This window comes from Paenibacillus sp. D2_2, assembly GCF_031199965.1.
In the GTDB taxonomy this organism is placed as follows: domain Bacteria; phylum Bacillota; class Bacilli; order Paenibacillales; family Paenibacillaceae; genus Fontibacillus.
In genome coordinates this window covers 2,081,742-2,098,862 of sequence record NZ_CP133605.1, presented here as the reverse complement: position 1 = coordinate 2,098,862, position 17,121 = coordinate 2,081,742, and the positions used below count along the sequence as shown (strand labels likewise).

The following is a 17,121-nucleotide window of genomic DNA, read 5'->3' as shown; positions in this document are numbered from 1 at the left end:
TGAGTTGAAATCATGTCATATTCAACATACTTTCTTGCCAGTTCCGTTATGCGATCAAATCTCATCCTCTGCCTCCGAGCACCTAATACTGGCATCCAAATCGTTTAAAATAGCGATGCCATAATCTTGTATATTATATCATATGTTATTTCCCAGCGCACGAAAGACCTGTCTCAATTTACAGACTACCGCCATAAATTTGTCTTCGTAATATGGAACCATTGCAGCAAATCATCAGACAACTCCTGTTCCCCAGTATTTCGCAGCATTTCCAACGCACCTTGTGGTAGGTCATCTCTATGGACGTCCGAAGCGAGCAGCAAATACTTTGTACCTAACCAGCGATCTTCAGCAACTAAGCGCAGCAACAGCTGATCAACGTTAGTTGTACGTTCGAACGCGAATGAGATGAGCTCCGCCATTCCCGTATACAGTTTACTCTTGTCGAATTGATCCTCTGTGACCTTTAAATCCACAGATAGGATCCCTCCGTTTAGATCCACCTTTGAAATCGACACTGGAAGGTGGAGGGCAGTTAACCCATCGACCAGATTCTCATCATTAAGTTCTCCTGGCTGGCCAGCAGCAAAGACCGTATGGACCGCCGTATTGTTCAGCAGTAGACCATCCAGTTTGGATAGTCCCACCAAAAGGACAACACTCAAAATTGATATTATGATCAGTTGAAACAGCCATTTTCGTCTCACAAGGCTATCCCCCTTCTTCTGTATCAAGGAATTCACAGTCTAATATAGGTTGTTTAAACACATATTTATACTGTCCCTATTCCCATTGTACAAAGAAAAAAGCAGGCTATGCCTGCAATCACAAAATCACTCTTCCGTATCGATGATGCCATGCTTGGTATATACAACCGCCTTGCCTCTTACCTTAACAGCAGAGGTGTGGTCGGTAAACTGCGCTATCAGTACTTCACCCTTGTCCAGCTTCTCCGTATGGTGAAACCGTGTGTCTTTGCCACGAGTTAAGCCGATGACCGTTACGCCTTGGTCCTTGGCCTTGACGACGAAGTAATCCCCGCCATTTACATCTGGGACTTCATCAGCTTGATGCCGCTGCTCCATGATCAACCGCTCCTTTTCAATACCTCTCATTAAAAGAAAAGGCCGTGAACTAACGCCCACGGTCTTTCGCAAAAGAAGATATGTAGAAATCTTATTTAATTCCGTCTTTGAGCGCTTTACCTGGTTTGAAAGCAGGGATCTTGCTCGCAGGGATTTCGATTTCCTCTCCGGTTTGCGGATTGCGTCCTTTACGTGCGGAACGCTCACGAACTTCAAAGTTACCGAAGCCAACCAATTGTACTTTGTCTCCGCTTTGAAGTGCTTCAGAAATGGCCTCGAATACAGCGTCAACCGCTTTGGTTGCATCCTTCTTGGACAATTCTGTACTCTCAGCTACCTTGGATACCAAATCAGATTTATTCATTTCGATTCACCTCCCTAACTAATACTTACTCTGATATTCTGTGTTTCCGTTTTGCCGCAGAATATACGTTAAACCGCGTTATTGCCCTGTTAATACCTGATAAAAGTTGATTTTTTCACCCTTTTCAGTGACGCGGAACAAATTTATAGTAATACAGGAAATCAATATTTTCAAGCTCTTTAAGTTCTAAAAGCCATGAATAGGTAAAAAGTAACCGCATGCAGCGCATTGGCGGCACACGGTTACTTAGAGGAGGAAACCAGATATTCAATTGGATTTACAGTAGATGTAGTTCAAAAAGTTCACTTTTGATCATCTCATTAGAACATATGATTACAAGATAATTGCGATCAAACCACCGGAGCCTTCGTTGATAATGCGGCCGAGTGTCTCCTGAAGCTTGTAACGAGCGTTATCCGGCATCATGGCAATCTTGCCCTGAATTCCTTCTCTTACGATCGAATGTAATGAGCGACCAAAAATATCGGATTCCCAAATCTTAATCGGATCATTCTCAAAGTCCTGCATCAAATAACGAACCAGTTCTTCACTCTGCTTCTCTGTACCGATAATCGGTGCAAATTCTGATTCCACATCGACCCGAATCATATGAATCGATGGGGCAGTTGCTTTTAGGCGCACACCGAATCTTGAACCTTGACGAATCAACTCCGGCTCATCGAGAGCCATCTCGGCGAGCGAAGGAGCGGCAATACCATAGCCCGTTGTCTTGACCATCTCCAGCGCCTCTGCAAAGCGGTCATACTCTCTCTTCGCATGAGAAAATTCCTGCATTAGCTGAAGGAGATGATCCTTGCCGCGAATCTCAACACCAACGACCTCCATCAAGATACGGTCATACAAGTCATCCGGTGCATAGAGATCAATCTCCGCCACGCCTTGCCCCATATTGAGACCGCTGAGCCCGGCCTTATCGATGAAGTCGTATTCCATAAAATTACTGACGACACGATCCACATCCCGCAGACGCCGGATATCCTTGACCGTATCCCGTACAGAATTCTCGTAATTGCTACGCAGCCAGTGATTCTCGTTCAGCACCATAACCCAGCTCGGCAGATTGACGTTAACTTCATGAACCGGGAATTCGTATAGCACCTCACGCAGAACGCCTGTAACGTCCTCCTCAGTCATCGTAGCTGCACTGAGTGTAATGACCGGAATATCATATTTAGCGGCGAGTTCTCCTCGAAGCTGTTGGGCTTCTTCGCTATTCGGTTTTGTAGAGTTGATCACCAGTACGAACGGTTTGCCAACTTCCTTCAATTCCGCGATTACCCGTTCCTCCGAGTCCACATAGGAATAACGCGGAATGTCAGCAATTGTCCCGTCTGTTGTAACAACAACGCCTAGCGTGGAATGCTCTTGAATGACTTTGCGCGTGCCGATTTCCGCCGCTTCCTGGAACGGAATTGGTTCTTCGAACCAAGGCGTAGAAATCATGCGCGGACCATTCTCATCCTCATAGCCTTTAGCACCTTCTACCGCGTATCCGACGCAGTCTACCAATCTTACATTCACTTCGAGACCTTCAGAGACCTTGATCTTTACCGCATTATTAGGTACAAATTTAGGCTCTGTTGTCATAATCGTCTTCCCAGCCGCGCTCTGCGGAAGTTCATCTACAGCGCGGACTCGATCCGCTTCGTTGGTGATGTTCGGAAGTACGACAGTCTCCATGAAACGCTTGATAAATGTTGATTTCCCTGTGCGGACAGCTCCTACAACACCGAGATAAATGTCGCCTCCAGTTCGTTCGGCAATGTCCTTATAAATGTCTACTTTCTCCAATACCAATGATATCCCCTCCTCAAATTTTGCCGAAGGAAAAATGCCTTGAGAGCATCCGCTTCGTCATTCTCGTTCCTTAACGCCTACTGCTATAATAGGAGCGGCAGCTCCTCTTGCCCGTGCCCGCCGCCGCGAACCGCTGCGGAGTGAGTCTGAACGAAAGCGGCGTTAACTCGTACATGCATTTGGACTAGTACCATAATATGTACCAGACGCGGATTTATGACGGAATTATCAAGAGAAACCATTTTTTTAACTTGAAGCGCGCTAGATACCATGGAGGCATGATTCCGCCACATAAAATCCATATGATTATATGAGTTTAGTTATGACGAATAAAAAAGAAGACTGCCAAAAAAATATCTGGCAATCTTCCTAAAATCCTATATTTGGTTTTCATCATATGAATACAGAGTAACCACTAAACCCCATTTGCAACAGCTACAGGGGCACCATTCTGCCAAATATATGGCAATGATTTGACGGGAACATAATAGGAATGATCAGTCAAAAATGTTCGAAGATCTTCCACCTGATCCGCCTCTGGATCAAGCTTCGATGTATCGATCACCTGCATAATATCAAACGCATAATCAAGATAGACATTACCCGCATCATTAATGAGAAATGGTTGTTCCTGTCCCGAGAAGACACTGCTCACCTTATAATTCTGCGCACCAGCAAGCTTCAAATCAACCACGGACAGACCAGGATAAGCTTCTGGCCCATCTTGCACGGGCAAGCCCCCGTCATGCTTGCTGCGATAGCTGTCGACCAGCCGTTGAACATCGTTGACCTTCTGCACCGTTAACAGATCCATGACCTTGACTGTCGGGTCTATTTCCTCATTTAAGACAAGAAAATATACATTTCCCCCCTGCTCAAATGCAGAGTTTGGAATCTCCTCCATATAACCCTTATCATGCAGTTGAATCATATTAATTCGGTATTTCTCATACCTCGGTGTCTCTGGACAGGCGGTAATGATCGGCAGTATGCCCGTATCGGCCTGGAATTGATCAAGCGCTCGTTGAACACGATCGACGCTCTCCCTATAAGATCTTGTATTGGCCTGCCCTTGATCACCAGGATACATACATCCTGATAATACGATTAGCAGACTTGCAAGCATAACCAGGACCAGAAAGGGCCTGAATCGTATGCTCACAATTTGATGTATCAAGCGTCTCAACGAGCATCCCCCTTTATTTATATATCATCCAGCTTCTGCTGTTCCAGTTGCTTTCTAATGGCCGCCTTCAGAGGGTCCTCGGGCAGCTCGACCTCGGCGCTGCCGCAGATGATCGCTTGACAAGCCAAACGGTATCCTTCGTCAAGCAGTGAGCCAAGCTTGCGTCTCTCAGCTTCCGTAGGAGGCCGTAGCGCATTTGCATGCTCGGGATCAACCTTGACCTTACACATCAGGCAGGCCGCCTTACCGTCGCAGCGTGTCGTGATATGAACTCTGGCTTCCCGGGCGGCGCGTAGTACGCTTGTTCCGGGACGTACTTTTACTACTTTTTGCGGTGGATTAAATTTTATCTGTGTCTGTCCCATCACCGCTTCGCCTCCTATCGTGATGTACTATATAAGTTGAACTAATGATTTATCTTAGTTGAACTTATCTAGGCTTGATGTCAGATTCTTGCCATGGCCACGATAACAATGGCTGATCCAATAGCTCAGCCATCCTTACTACCTGTTCCCGGGACCATAGATTTCGTTGCAGAATTACAGCTAGCAGCGGCATATGCTTCTGTGGTTCCTTGCGCATCACGGCTGCAATATTAACGTAGCGGTCAGGACGGCCCCTCAGTACATTGAAGACGAATTCATGGGCAAGAGGCATGAGTTGAAGCGACTGACCTTGTACTTTTGTCTGAACGGCATATGAGGCAAGTACCTCAGCGATCTCCGTCTTATAGAGGCCCCCTTCCGACCTTACCTCAAACCCTCCCACTAGCTCTATCGAAATCGAATCCAGAGCATAATGGCTCAACACAGAGACATACCGCTCGGTACGATCGTAATGGGGTTCATCTACCGCAATATCCCGCAGTAATTCATGGATTTGACTCGCATCATATAAATCTGCATACACATCAATGTCCCGTGGTGCCTCGGTGATCCCTACTCCTTGCAACATCAAGCTACAGCTACCCCCCAGCATCCAAGCGCCTTCCGCTTCGTGCAATCTGATAGCTAACTCTGTTAATGCGGGGATCATCCCGGATACTTAATAGTGTCAGACTTGATCCCATCCGTCATGTTATTCCCTCTTTCCTTAATCTGCCTGAACCCGTCGATTTATGTAATTGATATAAGTCCCGTCAGGAAGCCCGCCAACATAATCACAAAAGCGACCAGCGAGAGAATTCCCTTCAGTAACCCCTTTGTCTTGGTCCTTGCAAACGTAATCAGAAATACGGACAAGCCCATGACAAGAATCGCTGCGATCGATAGCCACATCTTGGTCATTGCATCCAGAACCATATTCATACACTCCTATAAGAGGTTGTTCAAAAAGTCCACTTTTGATAAGAAAACCGACCTTTTTGAATACGCACTATAAATTTCCATCAATTTCATATGATGAATATTATAGCATTTCAACTGGAAACAGGCTACGCGATTGAATAAATATAAATAACAAAAAAGCCCTACAGGATTTTACTCTCCTGCAGGACTATTCCCGACATAGCAATGTTAAATGACTATATGAACGGATTACTTCTTCATCATCATTTTCATCAGAGCTTGCATATTGTTCGAATTCATGCCGCTCTTCTTCACTGCGCTGACGATATCATTAATTGTACTTTCCGTAACAGGCACCTTGGCAGCCGCTGATACCTGCTTGATCAACTTGCGCAGCTCATCTTCATTCTGCATCGTAGACGGCTTCACATTGCTAGCCAACTTCTTGACCGTGCCTTCTGTTATATTTTTACCACTTTTTTTGTTGATGGCATTCAGAGCATCCTTGGAAAAATTGTTCATACGTTCGCCTCCTCCGTTGTCCTCTTCCCCATAGTATGAGAACGGAACGGAAAAGGTGAGTAGGCTTCCAGCTAAGTTATTATGCCATATTATCACTTCATTACTTATGCCAGGTCTCCCATGTCTCGATGGACATCAGTTCCATCTCTGTCTTCTTATTGCGGCCCATCAGTGCCTCTACCGCTGTCCTCGGATCCAGATCCTCAAACAAAACTTGATAGATCTGTTGGGTAATCGGCATCTGTACCTTGTACTTACCAGAGAGCGTATGAGCAGCCTTCGTCGTGCGAATTCCTTCTACAACCATACCCATAGAGCTTAGCACTGTCTCCAGCTTCTTGCCTTCGCCAAGCATATAACCAGCACGCCAGTTGCGGCTATGACGGCTCGTCGCCGTTACGACAAGATCACCAACTCCAGCTAGACCGGCAAAAGTAAGTGGATTTGCTCCCATCTCCGCGCCAATCCGTGTAATCTCAGCAAGCCCGCGGGTTAACAAAGCCGCTTTGGCATTGTCTCCAAAGCCAAGACCATCCGACATACCCGCTCCAAGCGCGATTATGTTCTTCAATGCACCGGCCAGTTCAACGCCAACCATATCACGATTCGTATAGACGCGGAAATAAGGATTCATGAACAGATCCTGAGCACGAACAGCCTGTGTATCGTCCTGTGCGGCAACGACAACCGTCGTTGGGCAGCGCTTCACGACTTCCTCGGCATGGCTTGGTCCGGAGAGGACGACAATACGTCCTTCTTCACATCCGAGCTCCTCCGCAATTACCGTGGAGATCCGCTTGAGCGATTCGATTTCAAAGCCTTTCGTAGCATGTACCACCAGCATCTCTTCCGTCCAATAAGGACGCATTTGCCGGGTAACATCTCGAATCGCAGCCGAAGGAGCGACGATAACAACAGCTTCAGCCCCGTTCATCGCCTCATGCATGTCCGTCGTAGCGCTCAGATTTGGGGATAGAGTAACTCCCGGCAGAAACCGCTCATTGCTATGGAGATTGTTGATTTCGTCCTTTTGCGACTCATTGCGAGTCCAGACGACAACATTCATTTTCTTATCCGCCAGCACGCTTGCGAGCGCTGTCCCCAACTTCCCGCTACCAGTACAGCAACCTTCCTAGCCAACTTTGCTTCCTCCTTTTGAACCTAGCTTATTCTCTCTGCCCTCTACAAGCTTGACGATATTCGTCCAATGTCTCCATACAGCAAAGAGGCATATGAGCAGACTAACCCAAAAATAAGGACCAACGCCTTCGAAAATCACGAGAAAGATAGGCGTCAACAATACGAATATCAGCGAGCCGAGCGACACATATCTCGTGAATACGATCGATAGAATTGCAATAATTCCGGCATAAAAAGCCGGAAAGAAGAACAGGGTCGCCATGACTCCGATCGTCGTAGCAATCCCCTTCCCTCCACGAAAACGGAAATAGACCGGCCAATTATGACCGATGATTGCCGCAATACCGCAAAGAGCAGGCACCCATACAGAGCCGTCTCCAAGCCAGCGGCCTATCCAAACTGCGGCAATCCCTTTTAGCACATCAAGCGCTAATACGAGGATCGCTGGACCTTTACCGAGCACTCTAAGCGTATTCGTGGCGCCCGCATTGCCACTGCCATGTTGACGGATATCAATCCCCTTGATCGCCCTGGTAAGCACAACACTGAAGCTGACCGAACCTAGTAAATAAGAAGTAAGAACTGCAATGACGGATAAAATCAACTTATCGTCCTCTCCTAACCCTCATCAGACTTACGCCGTGTGAACAGACGGATCGGCGTACCTTCAAAATCAAAAGCGGCGCGGATCTTATTCTCCAGATAACGCTCATAGGAGAAGTGCATCAGCTCTGGATCGTTGACGAATACAACGACTGTCGGAGGCTTAACAGCAACCTGAGTTACATAATTAATCCGCAGCCTTCTGCCTTTATCCGTAGGTGGCGGGTTAATCGCCACTGCATCCGAGACAACATCGTTAAGCAAATGGGTTTGAATCCGCTTCGTATGCTGATCGGCAACATGCTGTACAACCGGAAGCAGCTTGTGAAGTCTTTGCTTCGTCTTGGCCGACAGGAAGACTACCGGCGCATAGGTCATAAACAAGAAGTGATCACGAATCTTCTGTTCGAACTGCTGCATCGTCTTATCGTCCTTCTCGACGATATCCCACTTGTTAACGACAAATGCAGAAGCTTTACCAGCCTCATATGCGTAGCCAGCAATATGCTTGTCCTGTTCAATAATTCCTTCTTCCCCATTAATCAGCACCAGCACAACATCGGCCCGCTCGATCGCCTTCATAGCGCGCATAACGCTATATTTCTCGGTCGTCTCATACACCTTGCCGCGCTTACGCATACCTGCGGTATCGATCAATACATACTTCTGGCCATCTCTCTCGAACGGAGTATCGACAGCATCGCGGGTTGTTCCAGCAATATCGCTGACAATAACGCGCTCCTCGCCTAATATAGCGTTGACAAGCGAGGATTTACCCACGTTCGGACGCCCTATTAAGGCTACTCGGATTACATCATCGTCGTACTCATCGTCCGTCTGCTCCGGCAGATTCTCAACAATGGCATCCAGAAGATCGCCGATTCCCGTACCATGACTGCCCGATACGCCAATGGGCTCGCCGAATCCGAGGTTGTAAAATTCATAAATAAAATCCTGACGACCAAGGTTATCAACCTTGTTAACAGCGACGATGACAGGTTTTCCGCTCCGATAGAGCATAGTGGCTACCTCTTCATCCGCGCCGGTCACCCCGGTCTTGGCATCACACATAAACACGATCACATCGGCTTCCTCAATCGCAAGCTCAGCCTGCATCCGAATCAATTTCAGAATCGGTTCTTCATCGCTAAGCTCGATACCTCCTGTGTCGATCACACTGAACGGTACCCCATTCCATTCTGCTGTACCGTAGATTCGGTCCCGAGTAATCCCCGGCTTGTCTTCAACAATAGCCAGACGATCGCCAATCAAGCGGTTAAAGATTGTAGATTTACCTACATTCGGCCTACCGACAATGGCCACTACGGGTCTTGCCATACGCATTCCTCCTAAAATTACTTAAAATCTATATTCACTTACGTTTTTTTATCGTGTAAAAAATACGCCTAAATAATCATAGCAAAAAAACACTGAATTGGCTAACTATAGTATTACCAAAAAAAACAGCGAACCCGCATAAGGGGTCCGCCGATAATGATGTCTAAAGCTTATATCCGCTTATTTCAATTTGCTCAGCTTGTCTCCGAAACGCTCGGCCAGAGTAAAGCTAAGTCCTTGGTTACTAAGGGAAACATTAGGGTTATCGCCCAGATCTTCTTTCTCACGCTGCTACCCTTCGAAGGCTTCTCGCTCTTAGGTGCTTGAGCTGGTGCTTCTTCTGTTTCCTTGATGCTCAGGCTCGCACGTTTTTCAGCTGCGCTCAGGTCCAAAATTTTAACTTGAACCGTTTGGCCTTCCTTCAACACTTCATGCGGAGTGCCGATATGTTTATGAGAAATTTGCGAGATATGAACAAGTCCTTCAACGCCTGGAGCGATTTCTACAAAAGCTCCGAAATTAACAAGACGTCTTACTTCACCGCTCACGATATCGCCAATATGGAATTGCTCGTTCGCTGAATCCCAAGGTCCTGGCAAAGCAGCTTTGATACTCAGGCTGATTTTACCTTTTTCAGGATCAACCTTCAGAACTTTAACTTTAACTTTGTCTCCTTCAGAGAGAGCATCAGCCAGGTTTGTCTACATGGCTCCAAGAGATTTCCGACACGTGTACAAGTCCGTCCACGCCACCCACATCAACAAATGCGCCGAATTGGGTCAAACGCTGTACCGTACCTTCGATTACTTGACCTTCCTGAAGGCCAGCCATAACCTTGATCTTGTTTGCTTCGAACTCTTCATCAAGAACGTCCTTTTGGGACAAGATAACTTTATTGTTCTCTTTATCCATTTCTTTCACTTTTACGCGAAGCGTACGGCCTTTGTAATCGCTGAAATCTTCAACGAAATGGCGTTCTACCATGGAAGCCGGAATGAAACCGCGCAGACCTACGTCTACTACAAGGCCACCCTTAACCACGTCGGCAACAGTAACTTCGAAGGTTTCTTGGCTGTCCAAGCGAGCTTGCAATTCATCCCAAGCGTTCTCGCTGTCGATGGCACGTTTGGAGAGTACAAGACGCTCCTTCTCATCGTCGATGCTGACAACCTTGGTCTCAACTTCTTGACCAACCTGTACGGCGTCCGCAATGCTGTCCAGGTGAACGGAGGACAATTCACGAATAGGAATAACGCCGTCATATTTATATCCAATGCTGACATAAGCTTGGTTATCCTCGATCTTGACGATCGTCCCTTTTACGGTGTCCCCTTTTTCAAGGATACGATTTGCTCCATTTCTTCTTGGCTTGCCTCTACGGCTTCCAAGCCATTCTTTGTTTCTTCCGACATGTCAATAACCTCCTCAATTCAAAAAAACCATTTATTTAAACTCGCTATTAGCGTAGTTCAAAACAATTCACGAATATAGCTTACCAATTATCCCCTATCTTCATGCATTCGCGATAAAATAGGTTTTACAGCTATATCGATTGTTTCAATTCAGCAATCCGGGACATGATGGCATCTGTTGCCAAATCGGCAGCTTCAGTCTTCGGCGCTTCCTTGAATGGAGCCATATCGATTGGCTCGCCATATACCACTCTCGTTTTACGAAAAAGCTTATAATTACCGATGATAGCAGCAGGAACAACAACCGCATCGCCACGGAGCGCAAAGGTTGCCGCCCCTTTCTGGCCTATTCCCATGTCTTCCCCTTTAGCTCGATGACCTTCAGGGAAAATACCCATTACATGTCCTTCGCGAAGCAGGGTCAGAGAAGTCTTGATCGATTCCTTGCTCACGCTACCGCGTTTGACAGGGAACGCTCCTAGCTCTTTAATTAGCCAGCCAAAGCCGATAATATCGAATAATTCCTTCTTGGCCATAAAATGTACCTTGCGATCTAGCAAAATGCCGATCGTTGGAGGATCGAGCAGACTGATATGATTCGCGCACAGCAGCACTCCTCCCTCTTGAGGAATGTTCTCAAGTCCCTTCGCTTCCAAGCGGAACAGCGCCTTGTAGATTATCCGAAGCACTGCGCGACAAAATCTATAAATCATCTAAACTTCTCCCTCTCTCCTTGAATGCTCTCTCGCATGGGATACGATAAATTCAGCAACTTCATCAATCGACATATGTGTCGTATCCAGAAGAATCGCATCCTCAGCCTGGCGAAGCGGAGATATCGTCCGTTCCTGGTCGAGGCGATCACGCTCTGCGATATCAAGTTCAAGCTGCTTCAGAGTAATGTCGCTTTGTTCCTTCATTTCCTTGTATCTGCGAAGAGCTCTCTCTTCAATGCTGGCGGTCATGAAAATTTTCACCTCGGCATCAGGCAGCACCGTAGTTCCTATGTCACGACCATCCATAACAACACCTTTACGCGAAGCCATTTGCTGCTGAAGTGAGACAAGCCTGCTCCGCAGCCCTTCAATTGCTGCATATTTGGATACTTTGGCGTTAACGGCAAGCGAACGAATCTCCTCGGTGACATGTAAGCCACAGGCCAGCACCTGCTGTCCGTTCTCTCCAGGAACCAGCTCAATTTCCAGTTTATTTACCGCTTGCAACACTTGATCCACATCTTCCGAAGATATCCCATGCTGGAGCATAAACCAGGTGGCAGCCCGGTACATCGCACCGGTATCTACATAAACATAGGATAACTTGCCTGCTACTCTACGGGCGATGGTACTCTTACCTGCCCGGCCGGCCCGTCAATCGCGATGTTGATTCTGCCGTTAGCCTTAGACGCTGCACTTGCCAATGGGGTATTCCTCCTCAAAAACGGGTCTCAAGAAAAAAGCAGGCTTTGCCTGCGACGTGAAAATTATACCACACATAACTTAGGGATGCAAAAGCGAATAGCGCGAAAAGCGCAATATTATCGCCTATTTTCCCACTGAATTGGCACACCCTCGAACTTATCTGCGGATGACAACATATGCCTAATTTCAGGTATACGGAGAGCCGCCTGCACCAAACACAAACTTACCACCAGTAGCAGAACGAGCCTCTTCATCCACCGCTCGACCAGGTCTGCAAAGTTGCAGAAATAGCTCAGTATATTCGTGTGCCTTTTCTTTGTCATTCATTCTAATTCGCCCCCTTACACTCATTATTAGGTATTTCCTAATTTGAGCTAGGGGAATCATTTCACTATTAGTGCGTGTTCAAACCTCTATTAACGGTTCTTGAAATCAAACTGTCGTTCAAAACAGTAACGTATAACCTTCTGACGCTCCATATCGGAAATACTGACCAGTTTCAACATGACGATTACTTTGTCCGTCTCCAGCTTCTTAATCCGAACAACCTCGGCCTCAAAAGGTACGTGATCGATGGAACCATTTTATACGGGATCAGCAGCCAACAATACAACTGATCACCTTGCGCGATCTTATACTTACTTTCGCATTTGAATGAGACGCCGCCGCCACCGACATCCTCGGTATATGCAATAAAACGGGTATTGTCCTTCGTTTTTACAGCGATCTCAAGATCAGCCACAACCCGAAGGAAATCCCGGCGTTGAATCTTGGTAATCGTCTCTGGCTCTGGTTTGCGAATTCGCACCATCTGTACCTTATCATCTGCAAATCCGGTTACATATGTATTAAAAAAGTTCTTAATCCCGCCCTCGGTCAGAAAATATACAGAAAGCTCATCCCCAACAACAAGCCGCTTGAGTCTTCCTGTTCCGCTCTCGATCGGAACTTCAATCAAAAATGAATCTTCGTTATCGTCGGCGATTCGCGATTTATACTCTTTGTCCTGCACCTTCTTGTCGACAGAAGCGACATGGATGTAGACAAGATCATTTACTTTCGGATACAAGCTTTCACCTCCTATGTCAACATACACAGTAAATTATATCATGCTTGTCCCCATACTGGAGATACATTATTTTGAATCATTACGTTGGACAAAAAATAGAGCTAGATCAGGCCGTGATAATTAGGCCTTCTGATCCAGCTCTTGTTAATACTATAAGATGTTATCTATGCTTCTGATGCTTTTGGTTCTTTTGCTGCTTTGGTTGGTTTTGCTGCTTCTCCGTTTTGTTCGTTGGTTTATTACTTCTAATTTCTTCAATATTCTCCTCGGTTCCATTCTCGGCATTAATATAGATGCGATAATCTGAACCGTTGATCGAACCACCGAACTCATAAGTAAGTACTTTGTCAGACAGATCATTCTTAATGAGCGAAAGTCGGTTGTATTTCTCCTTAAAATCAGAATTCAGGTGCTTCCGTGCTTGCTCAACTGTCAGCTTCGGCTTAGGGATTTTCTGTTTTATATCACGCTCATATACGTAATCGCTCGCCTGAAAGCCAGTTACCTGTCCATTATCTAGACCTACACGAACAGTGACTTTCTCGGGATAAATCAGGACATCCCCTTGTTTACTTACAAAGTTTAGGCTGCCAATATTATCGTACTGATCATAGGATACCGCGGTCATGTCAGGGTACCCTTTCTCCTTCAGGAATTTCTGTGCCTCAGCTCTCGCTTCTTTATAGCCTAGAGACCTTGAGCCAACTGTCCGATCACAGGAATAGGATATCAGATGCCCACCGTTACGAGTATAATCCAGCGTATAGGTCTCATCCCTCTTACCTTTGGACTTGGCTGTGAAGGAAGCCCATTCCGTGCCACGCCCATTCTCTATAACCTTGATATTTCCGCTTTGATGCCCAATAAACTTAGCTGTTTTCTGCTTGATATTTTCAGTAGTAATCGGAGTTCCACCAAGCTTCTTCACCGATCTTTTCGTATACATGCTAGAGACGGAAGGTCCCCAGTCAAGCTCAGGATATTCTCCCACCTTCTTATCCACTGTCTTGAAGCCATCAATAATTGTATTGTCTTTCGCTTCTTTATTCGTGGCCAATGCGGTCTCTACATCCATCCAGCGCAGACGATTGGAGATTACTTTGTCTTGAACGCCTTGTAGATCCTTCGATATTTGTTCAGAGTTCTTATATAGCTCCTTCAAATTTTTCATCTCATTATCTGTTAACGGCTGCTTGGTTAAGTCACGAACTGCAGTCTGATATGAGAAGTTAGAGATTCTCGACAACAATTCCTCAGTCTTGCTGAAGGGCAACATCGTCAGTGGAAGTTGGTTGATCTCATTTTGCGCTTCACTTGTAATTCTCCAAACATTGACCAGTCCCTTGCGCTGGGAGCCGGACGATGCCGAATGAACCGCCAGCGTATTGCCAAGCTGACTATGAAGCCTATCGACATGATACGACAAGTCGTGGAAAGCGCGCTGATACTGGTTCTCGGCTTTAATCAAGATCGCGTTCTTCTCCTGATTCTCCTGATATCCCCATACCAATGCGCCGATTAATAAAAGAGTGGCAATAGGAAATAAAATCGCACTCAAACGTTTATACATTGGCTAAAGCTCCTTTCTTCATCTAAGCTGAGCTTATTTTGAGTTGAAAAAAGAAGCTTTATTCATACTGTCTGGAAAATTAGGATATCCGCACCGAACTATAGTGCTTCTTCAATGACAAATTCATCGCGATTGTCGCATAGGCACTGCTTAAAACCCGTCTCGATCAAATCTTTATCCTTATCTTTTCGTCCCCGCAAAACAAAACGTTCTCCGCATGTTTTGCAGGTTATACAAACTTTGATCCGCACAGTAAAAAGGCACCCCCCAGTTAACGGATTATAAATCCATAGTACCTGGAATTAGGATGCCCTATTTGAGACTTTATTAATCTTGTCCTCCCGCCTCGGTAAGACGGAAAGGGGAACGTTTCGTTGCCCGATATATTTTGCCTAAGCCGCCATACCAGAAGAAAGCCATTAGCGGAACGATATACCATATCCAATATTGCGATAAGTTATCTAGTATCCAATCATATACCCCATGCCAGAACAGCGGCAGTAAAAGCGAGAAGAGTAAATACTTACGGTTGCTCCACCCAGACGAGAATTTCGCACGGCCCAAGTAATATCCCATCATGACGCCGAACATCGCATGTCCTGACACTGGAAGCAAAGCTCGGACCATCATCGTTCCCATCGTCGCGTGACTAGCAAAGGCGTAAATCACATTCTCAACAGTTGCAAAGCCGAGCGAGATCGCTGTCGCATAAAGAATACCGTCATAAGGCTCATCGAACTCGGTATGGTGATATATATAATAGAATAGAACGAACCACTTTAACGCTTCTTCAACACCAGCAGAGACGACAAAAGCTTGAACTAGTGGACCGTCTCCCAGCCATATCGTTAGACCGCGTTGCAATACCATAACCGGTAAGATGATCAGAAATCCGATCAGAAACACTTTGAGAACCATCTGCAACGGCTCAGCATCGTACTTGTCCCTCAGATAAAAATAAGTAAGCAGGGCGATACCAGGAGCGACCGCTGCAGTTAAAATTGAGAAAAAAAGCAAACGGGATTCCTCCTTACTATCGTCCCTTATCTCAAAATAGCAGACCTCTAACTGTCATGCTTAATTTTGTAATTTGAAATGACTGCTAATTACTTCCACAGCATTCTCTGCTATGACCAAGCTTCCGTATTCTTCAAGCACAGCCGAAGTTACTGGAGTAGCATTTCCGAATTCCGCCATCACAGCGATGATAGCCTGAATCTTAGCTTCCTCAAGAGGTTCGGGATCTACTTGCAGAATCCACTTATTATTATATTTATACAATCTGCCGATATCTTGAAGCATATGCTTAAGAACATGAGCCGCATCGATCAATGTTTCAAAGTCATCGAAAGAATACAGAATAGTGTCACTGCTCTCTAAGGTAACTTCCATTTCATACACTTCATCCGGCAATTCATCCTCATAAGGCGATCCAAACCCAGGGTGGTGATGGTCATATTTCCCGCGTGTTACTATCACAACCATCCCTTGAGCAGGTAAGGCGATCACTTCAACAGCCAAAGGACCAGTAGCATCGAATCCAACTTCCTTGTATGCCTGATCCATCATTTCAGTAAACAAGTCATGAACTTTGGGAATCTCTTGCCACATATCCTCTTTCTGAATGCCGCGTTCACTTAGATCGTCAAAAGTAAGGAAAATCCGTATCTTATCCTGGCCAAGTCTTTCTATCCTCATACAGGATCCTCCTCTCATGCCGTTGTTATTACAAATTATGAAACGTGCTTTAATATGTGATGGAAATGGTTCTTTGTATGTATGTTATCATTTATTTTAAGTAAATGCACGTAATAATCTAGGCAAAAAAGAATCATTTTTCGCTGAACATAACATTCTGCGAAAAATGATCCCATTAGAAATATCATTCTACTTGTTCATCTATTCACTGTTACAATCCCGGAATTTTTGTGTTGCTCTCCTTGAGGATGGCTTCTACTTCCAGCCGCACCTCAGGATTCCCTTTAATAAAATCTTTGATCTGATTTACAGTGTATTCCTTCGAATGATTCGCTGTGGACGATGAACTCTGACTGGGAAACACCTGGGCACTTAGCGTGCTCCCACGGCTACTTGTTGACCTAGCCTGCCCATTATGACATTCCTTCCCCGTCTTCATACCCGCCAGACTCAAGGCTGAGCCTGCTTCACTCATCATGGCCATCCAATTCATTTTACGCTTAGATGCCATGACTCCGGCGGCAGCGCCGAGGATAACTCCGCATAAGAATGTGGAAGATCTCACCTGAACAACCTCCTAAGTTATGATAAAATCACACTTATTGTTTG

At 45.9% G+C, this 17,121-nt stretch carries 17 protein-coding genes and 5 pseudogenes; all 22 read right to left on the bottom strand.

The window, feature by feature from the left end:
• Positions 1–185: 185 nt before the first annotated feature.
• Entirely contained in the window at positions 186–707 is a 522-nt protein-coding gene (locus tag RE628_RS10455; RefSeq protein ID WP_309158628.1) for a hypothetical protein, read from the bottom strand.
• Between the two features lie 126 nt (positions 708–833).
• Positions 834–1,085, bottom strand: a complete 252-nt coding sequence (gene mtrB, locus RE628_RS10450; RefSeq protein ID WP_309159432.1) for a trp RNA-binding attenuation protein MtrB — start codon at positions 1,083–1,085, stop codon at positions 834–836.
• A 91-nt stretch (positions 1,086–1,176) separates the two neighbouring features.
• Positions 1,177–1,449, bottom strand: a complete 273-nt coding sequence (locus RE628_RS10445; RefSeq protein ID WP_068781750.1) for an HU family DNA-binding protein — start codon at positions 1,447–1,449, stop codon at positions 1,177–1,179.
• Positions 1,450–1,782: 333 nt separating this feature from the next.
• The gene (gene spoIVA, locus RE628_RS10440; protein WP_309159431.1) at positions 1,783–3,261 is read right to left on the bottom strand and encodes a stage IV sporulation protein A; all 1,479 of its coding nucleotides are present in this window, start codon (positions 3,259–3,261) and stop codon (positions 1,783–1,785) included.
• Positions 3,262–3,350: 89 nt separating this feature from the next.
• On the bottom strand, positions 3,351–3,569 hold the full coding sequence (locus RE628_RS10435) for a hypothetical protein (RefSeq protein WP_309158627.1): 219 nt from the start codon (positions 3,567–3,569) through the stop codon (positions 3,351–3,353).
• A gap of 113 nt (positions 3,570–3,682) precedes the next feature.
• Complete coding sequence (locus RE628_RS10430) at positions 3,683–4,453, bottom strand: YphF family lipoprotein (RefSeq protein WP_309158626.1); 771 nt, start codon at positions 4,451–4,453, stop codon at positions 3,683–3,685.
• Positions 4,454–4,470: 17 nt separating this feature from the next.
• Positions 4,471–4,818 carry a 2Fe-2S iron-sulfur cluster-binding protein gene (locus RE628_RS10425; RefSeq protein ID WP_309158625.1) on the bottom strand — a complete coding sequence of 116 codons (348 nt, stop codon included), beginning with the start codon at positions 4,816–4,818 and terminating at the stop codon, positions 4,471–4,473.
• 64 nt (positions 4,819–4,882) lie between these two features.
• Complete coding sequence (locus RE628_RS10420; RefSeq protein WP_375143066.1) at positions 4,883–5,488, bottom strand: nucleotidyltransferase domain-containing protein; 606 nt, start codon at positions 5,486–5,488, stop codon at positions 4,883–4,885.
• Between the two features lie 80 nt (positions 5,489–5,568).
• Positions 5,569–5,748, bottom strand: coding sequence for a DUF2768 family protein (locus RE628_RS10415; RefSeq protein WP_068781831.1), 180 nt, complete (start codon positions 5,746–5,748; stop codon positions 5,569–5,571).
• Between the two features lie 240 nt (positions 5,749–5,988).
• Positions 5,989–6,261 (bottom strand): stage VI sporulation protein F, encoded by a 273-nt coding sequence (locus RE628_RS10410; RefSeq protein ID WP_309158624.1) that lies wholly within the window; start codon positions 6,259–6,261, stop codon positions 5,989–5,991.
• Between the two features lie 100 nt (positions 6,262–6,361).
• A pseudogene (locus RE628_RS10405) lies at positions 6,362–7,401 on the bottom strand (NAD(P)H-dependent glycerol-3-phosphate dehydrogenase).
• Positions 7,394–8,005, bottom strand: a complete 612-nt coding sequence (gene plsY, locus RE628_RS10400) for a glycerol-3-phosphate 1-O-acyltransferase PlsY (protein WP_309158623.1) — start codon at positions 8,003–8,005, stop codon at positions 7,394–7,396. The pseudogene RE628_RS10405 and the gene plsY overlap by 8 nt, the downstream one beginning before the upstream one ends.
• 14 nt (positions 8,006–8,019) lie before the next feature.
• Positions 8,020–9,342, bottom strand: coding sequence for a ribosome biogenesis GTPase Der (gene der, locus RE628_RS10395; RefSeq protein WP_309158622.1), 1,323 nt, complete (start codon positions 9,340–9,342; stop codon positions 8,020–8,022).
• A gap of 180 nt (positions 9,343–9,522) precedes the next feature.
• Positions 9,523–10,754, bottom strand: a pseudogene (rpsA, locus tag RE628_RS10390) (30S ribosomal protein S1).
• A 131-nt stretch (positions 10,755–10,885) separates the two neighbouring features.
• Positions 10,886–11,467 carry a lysophospholipid acyltransferase family protein gene (locus RE628_RS10385; RefSeq protein ID WP_309158620.1) on the bottom strand — a complete coding sequence of 194 codons (582 nt, stop codon included), beginning with the start codon at positions 11,465–11,467 and terminating at the stop codon, positions 10,886–10,888.
• Positions 11,468–12,174: pseudogene (gene cmk, locus RE628_RS10380) on the bottom strand ((d)CMP kinase).
• 187 nt (positions 12,175–12,361) lie between these two features.
• Complete coding sequence (locus RE628_RS10375; RefSeq protein ID WP_309158619.1) at positions 12,362–12,502, bottom strand: hypothetical protein; 141 nt, start codon at positions 12,500–12,502, stop codon at positions 12,362–12,364.
• 89 nt (positions 12,503–12,591) lie between these two features.
• Positions 12,592–13,244: pseudogene (locus RE628_RS10370) on the bottom strand (flagellar brake protein).
• A 160-nt stretch (positions 13,245–13,404) separates the two neighbouring features.
• Complete coding sequence (gene ypeB, locus RE628_RS10365; protein WP_309158618.1) at positions 13,405–14,814, bottom strand: germination protein YpeB; 1,410 nt, start codon at positions 14,812–14,814, stop codon at positions 13,405–13,407.
• Positions 14,815–15,116: 302 nt separating this feature from the next.
• Positions 15,117–15,831, bottom strand: a pseudogene (gene prsW, locus RE628_RS10360) (glutamic-type intramembrane protease PrsW).
• Between the two features lie 60 nt (positions 15,832–15,891).
• Positions 15,892–16,512 (bottom strand): genetic competence negative regulator, encoded by a 621-nt coding sequence (locus RE628_RS10355; protein WP_309158617.1) that lies wholly within the window; start codon positions 16,510–16,512, stop codon positions 15,892–15,894.
• Positions 16,513–16,723: 211 nt separating this feature from the next.
• Positions 16,724–17,077 carry a hypothetical protein gene (locus RE628_RS10350; RefSeq protein ID WP_309158616.1) on the bottom strand — a complete coding sequence of 118 codons (354 nt, stop codon included), beginning with the start codon at positions 17,075–17,077 and terminating at the stop codon, positions 16,724–16,726.
• Between the last annotated feature and the right edge of the window lie 44 nt (positions 17,078–17,121).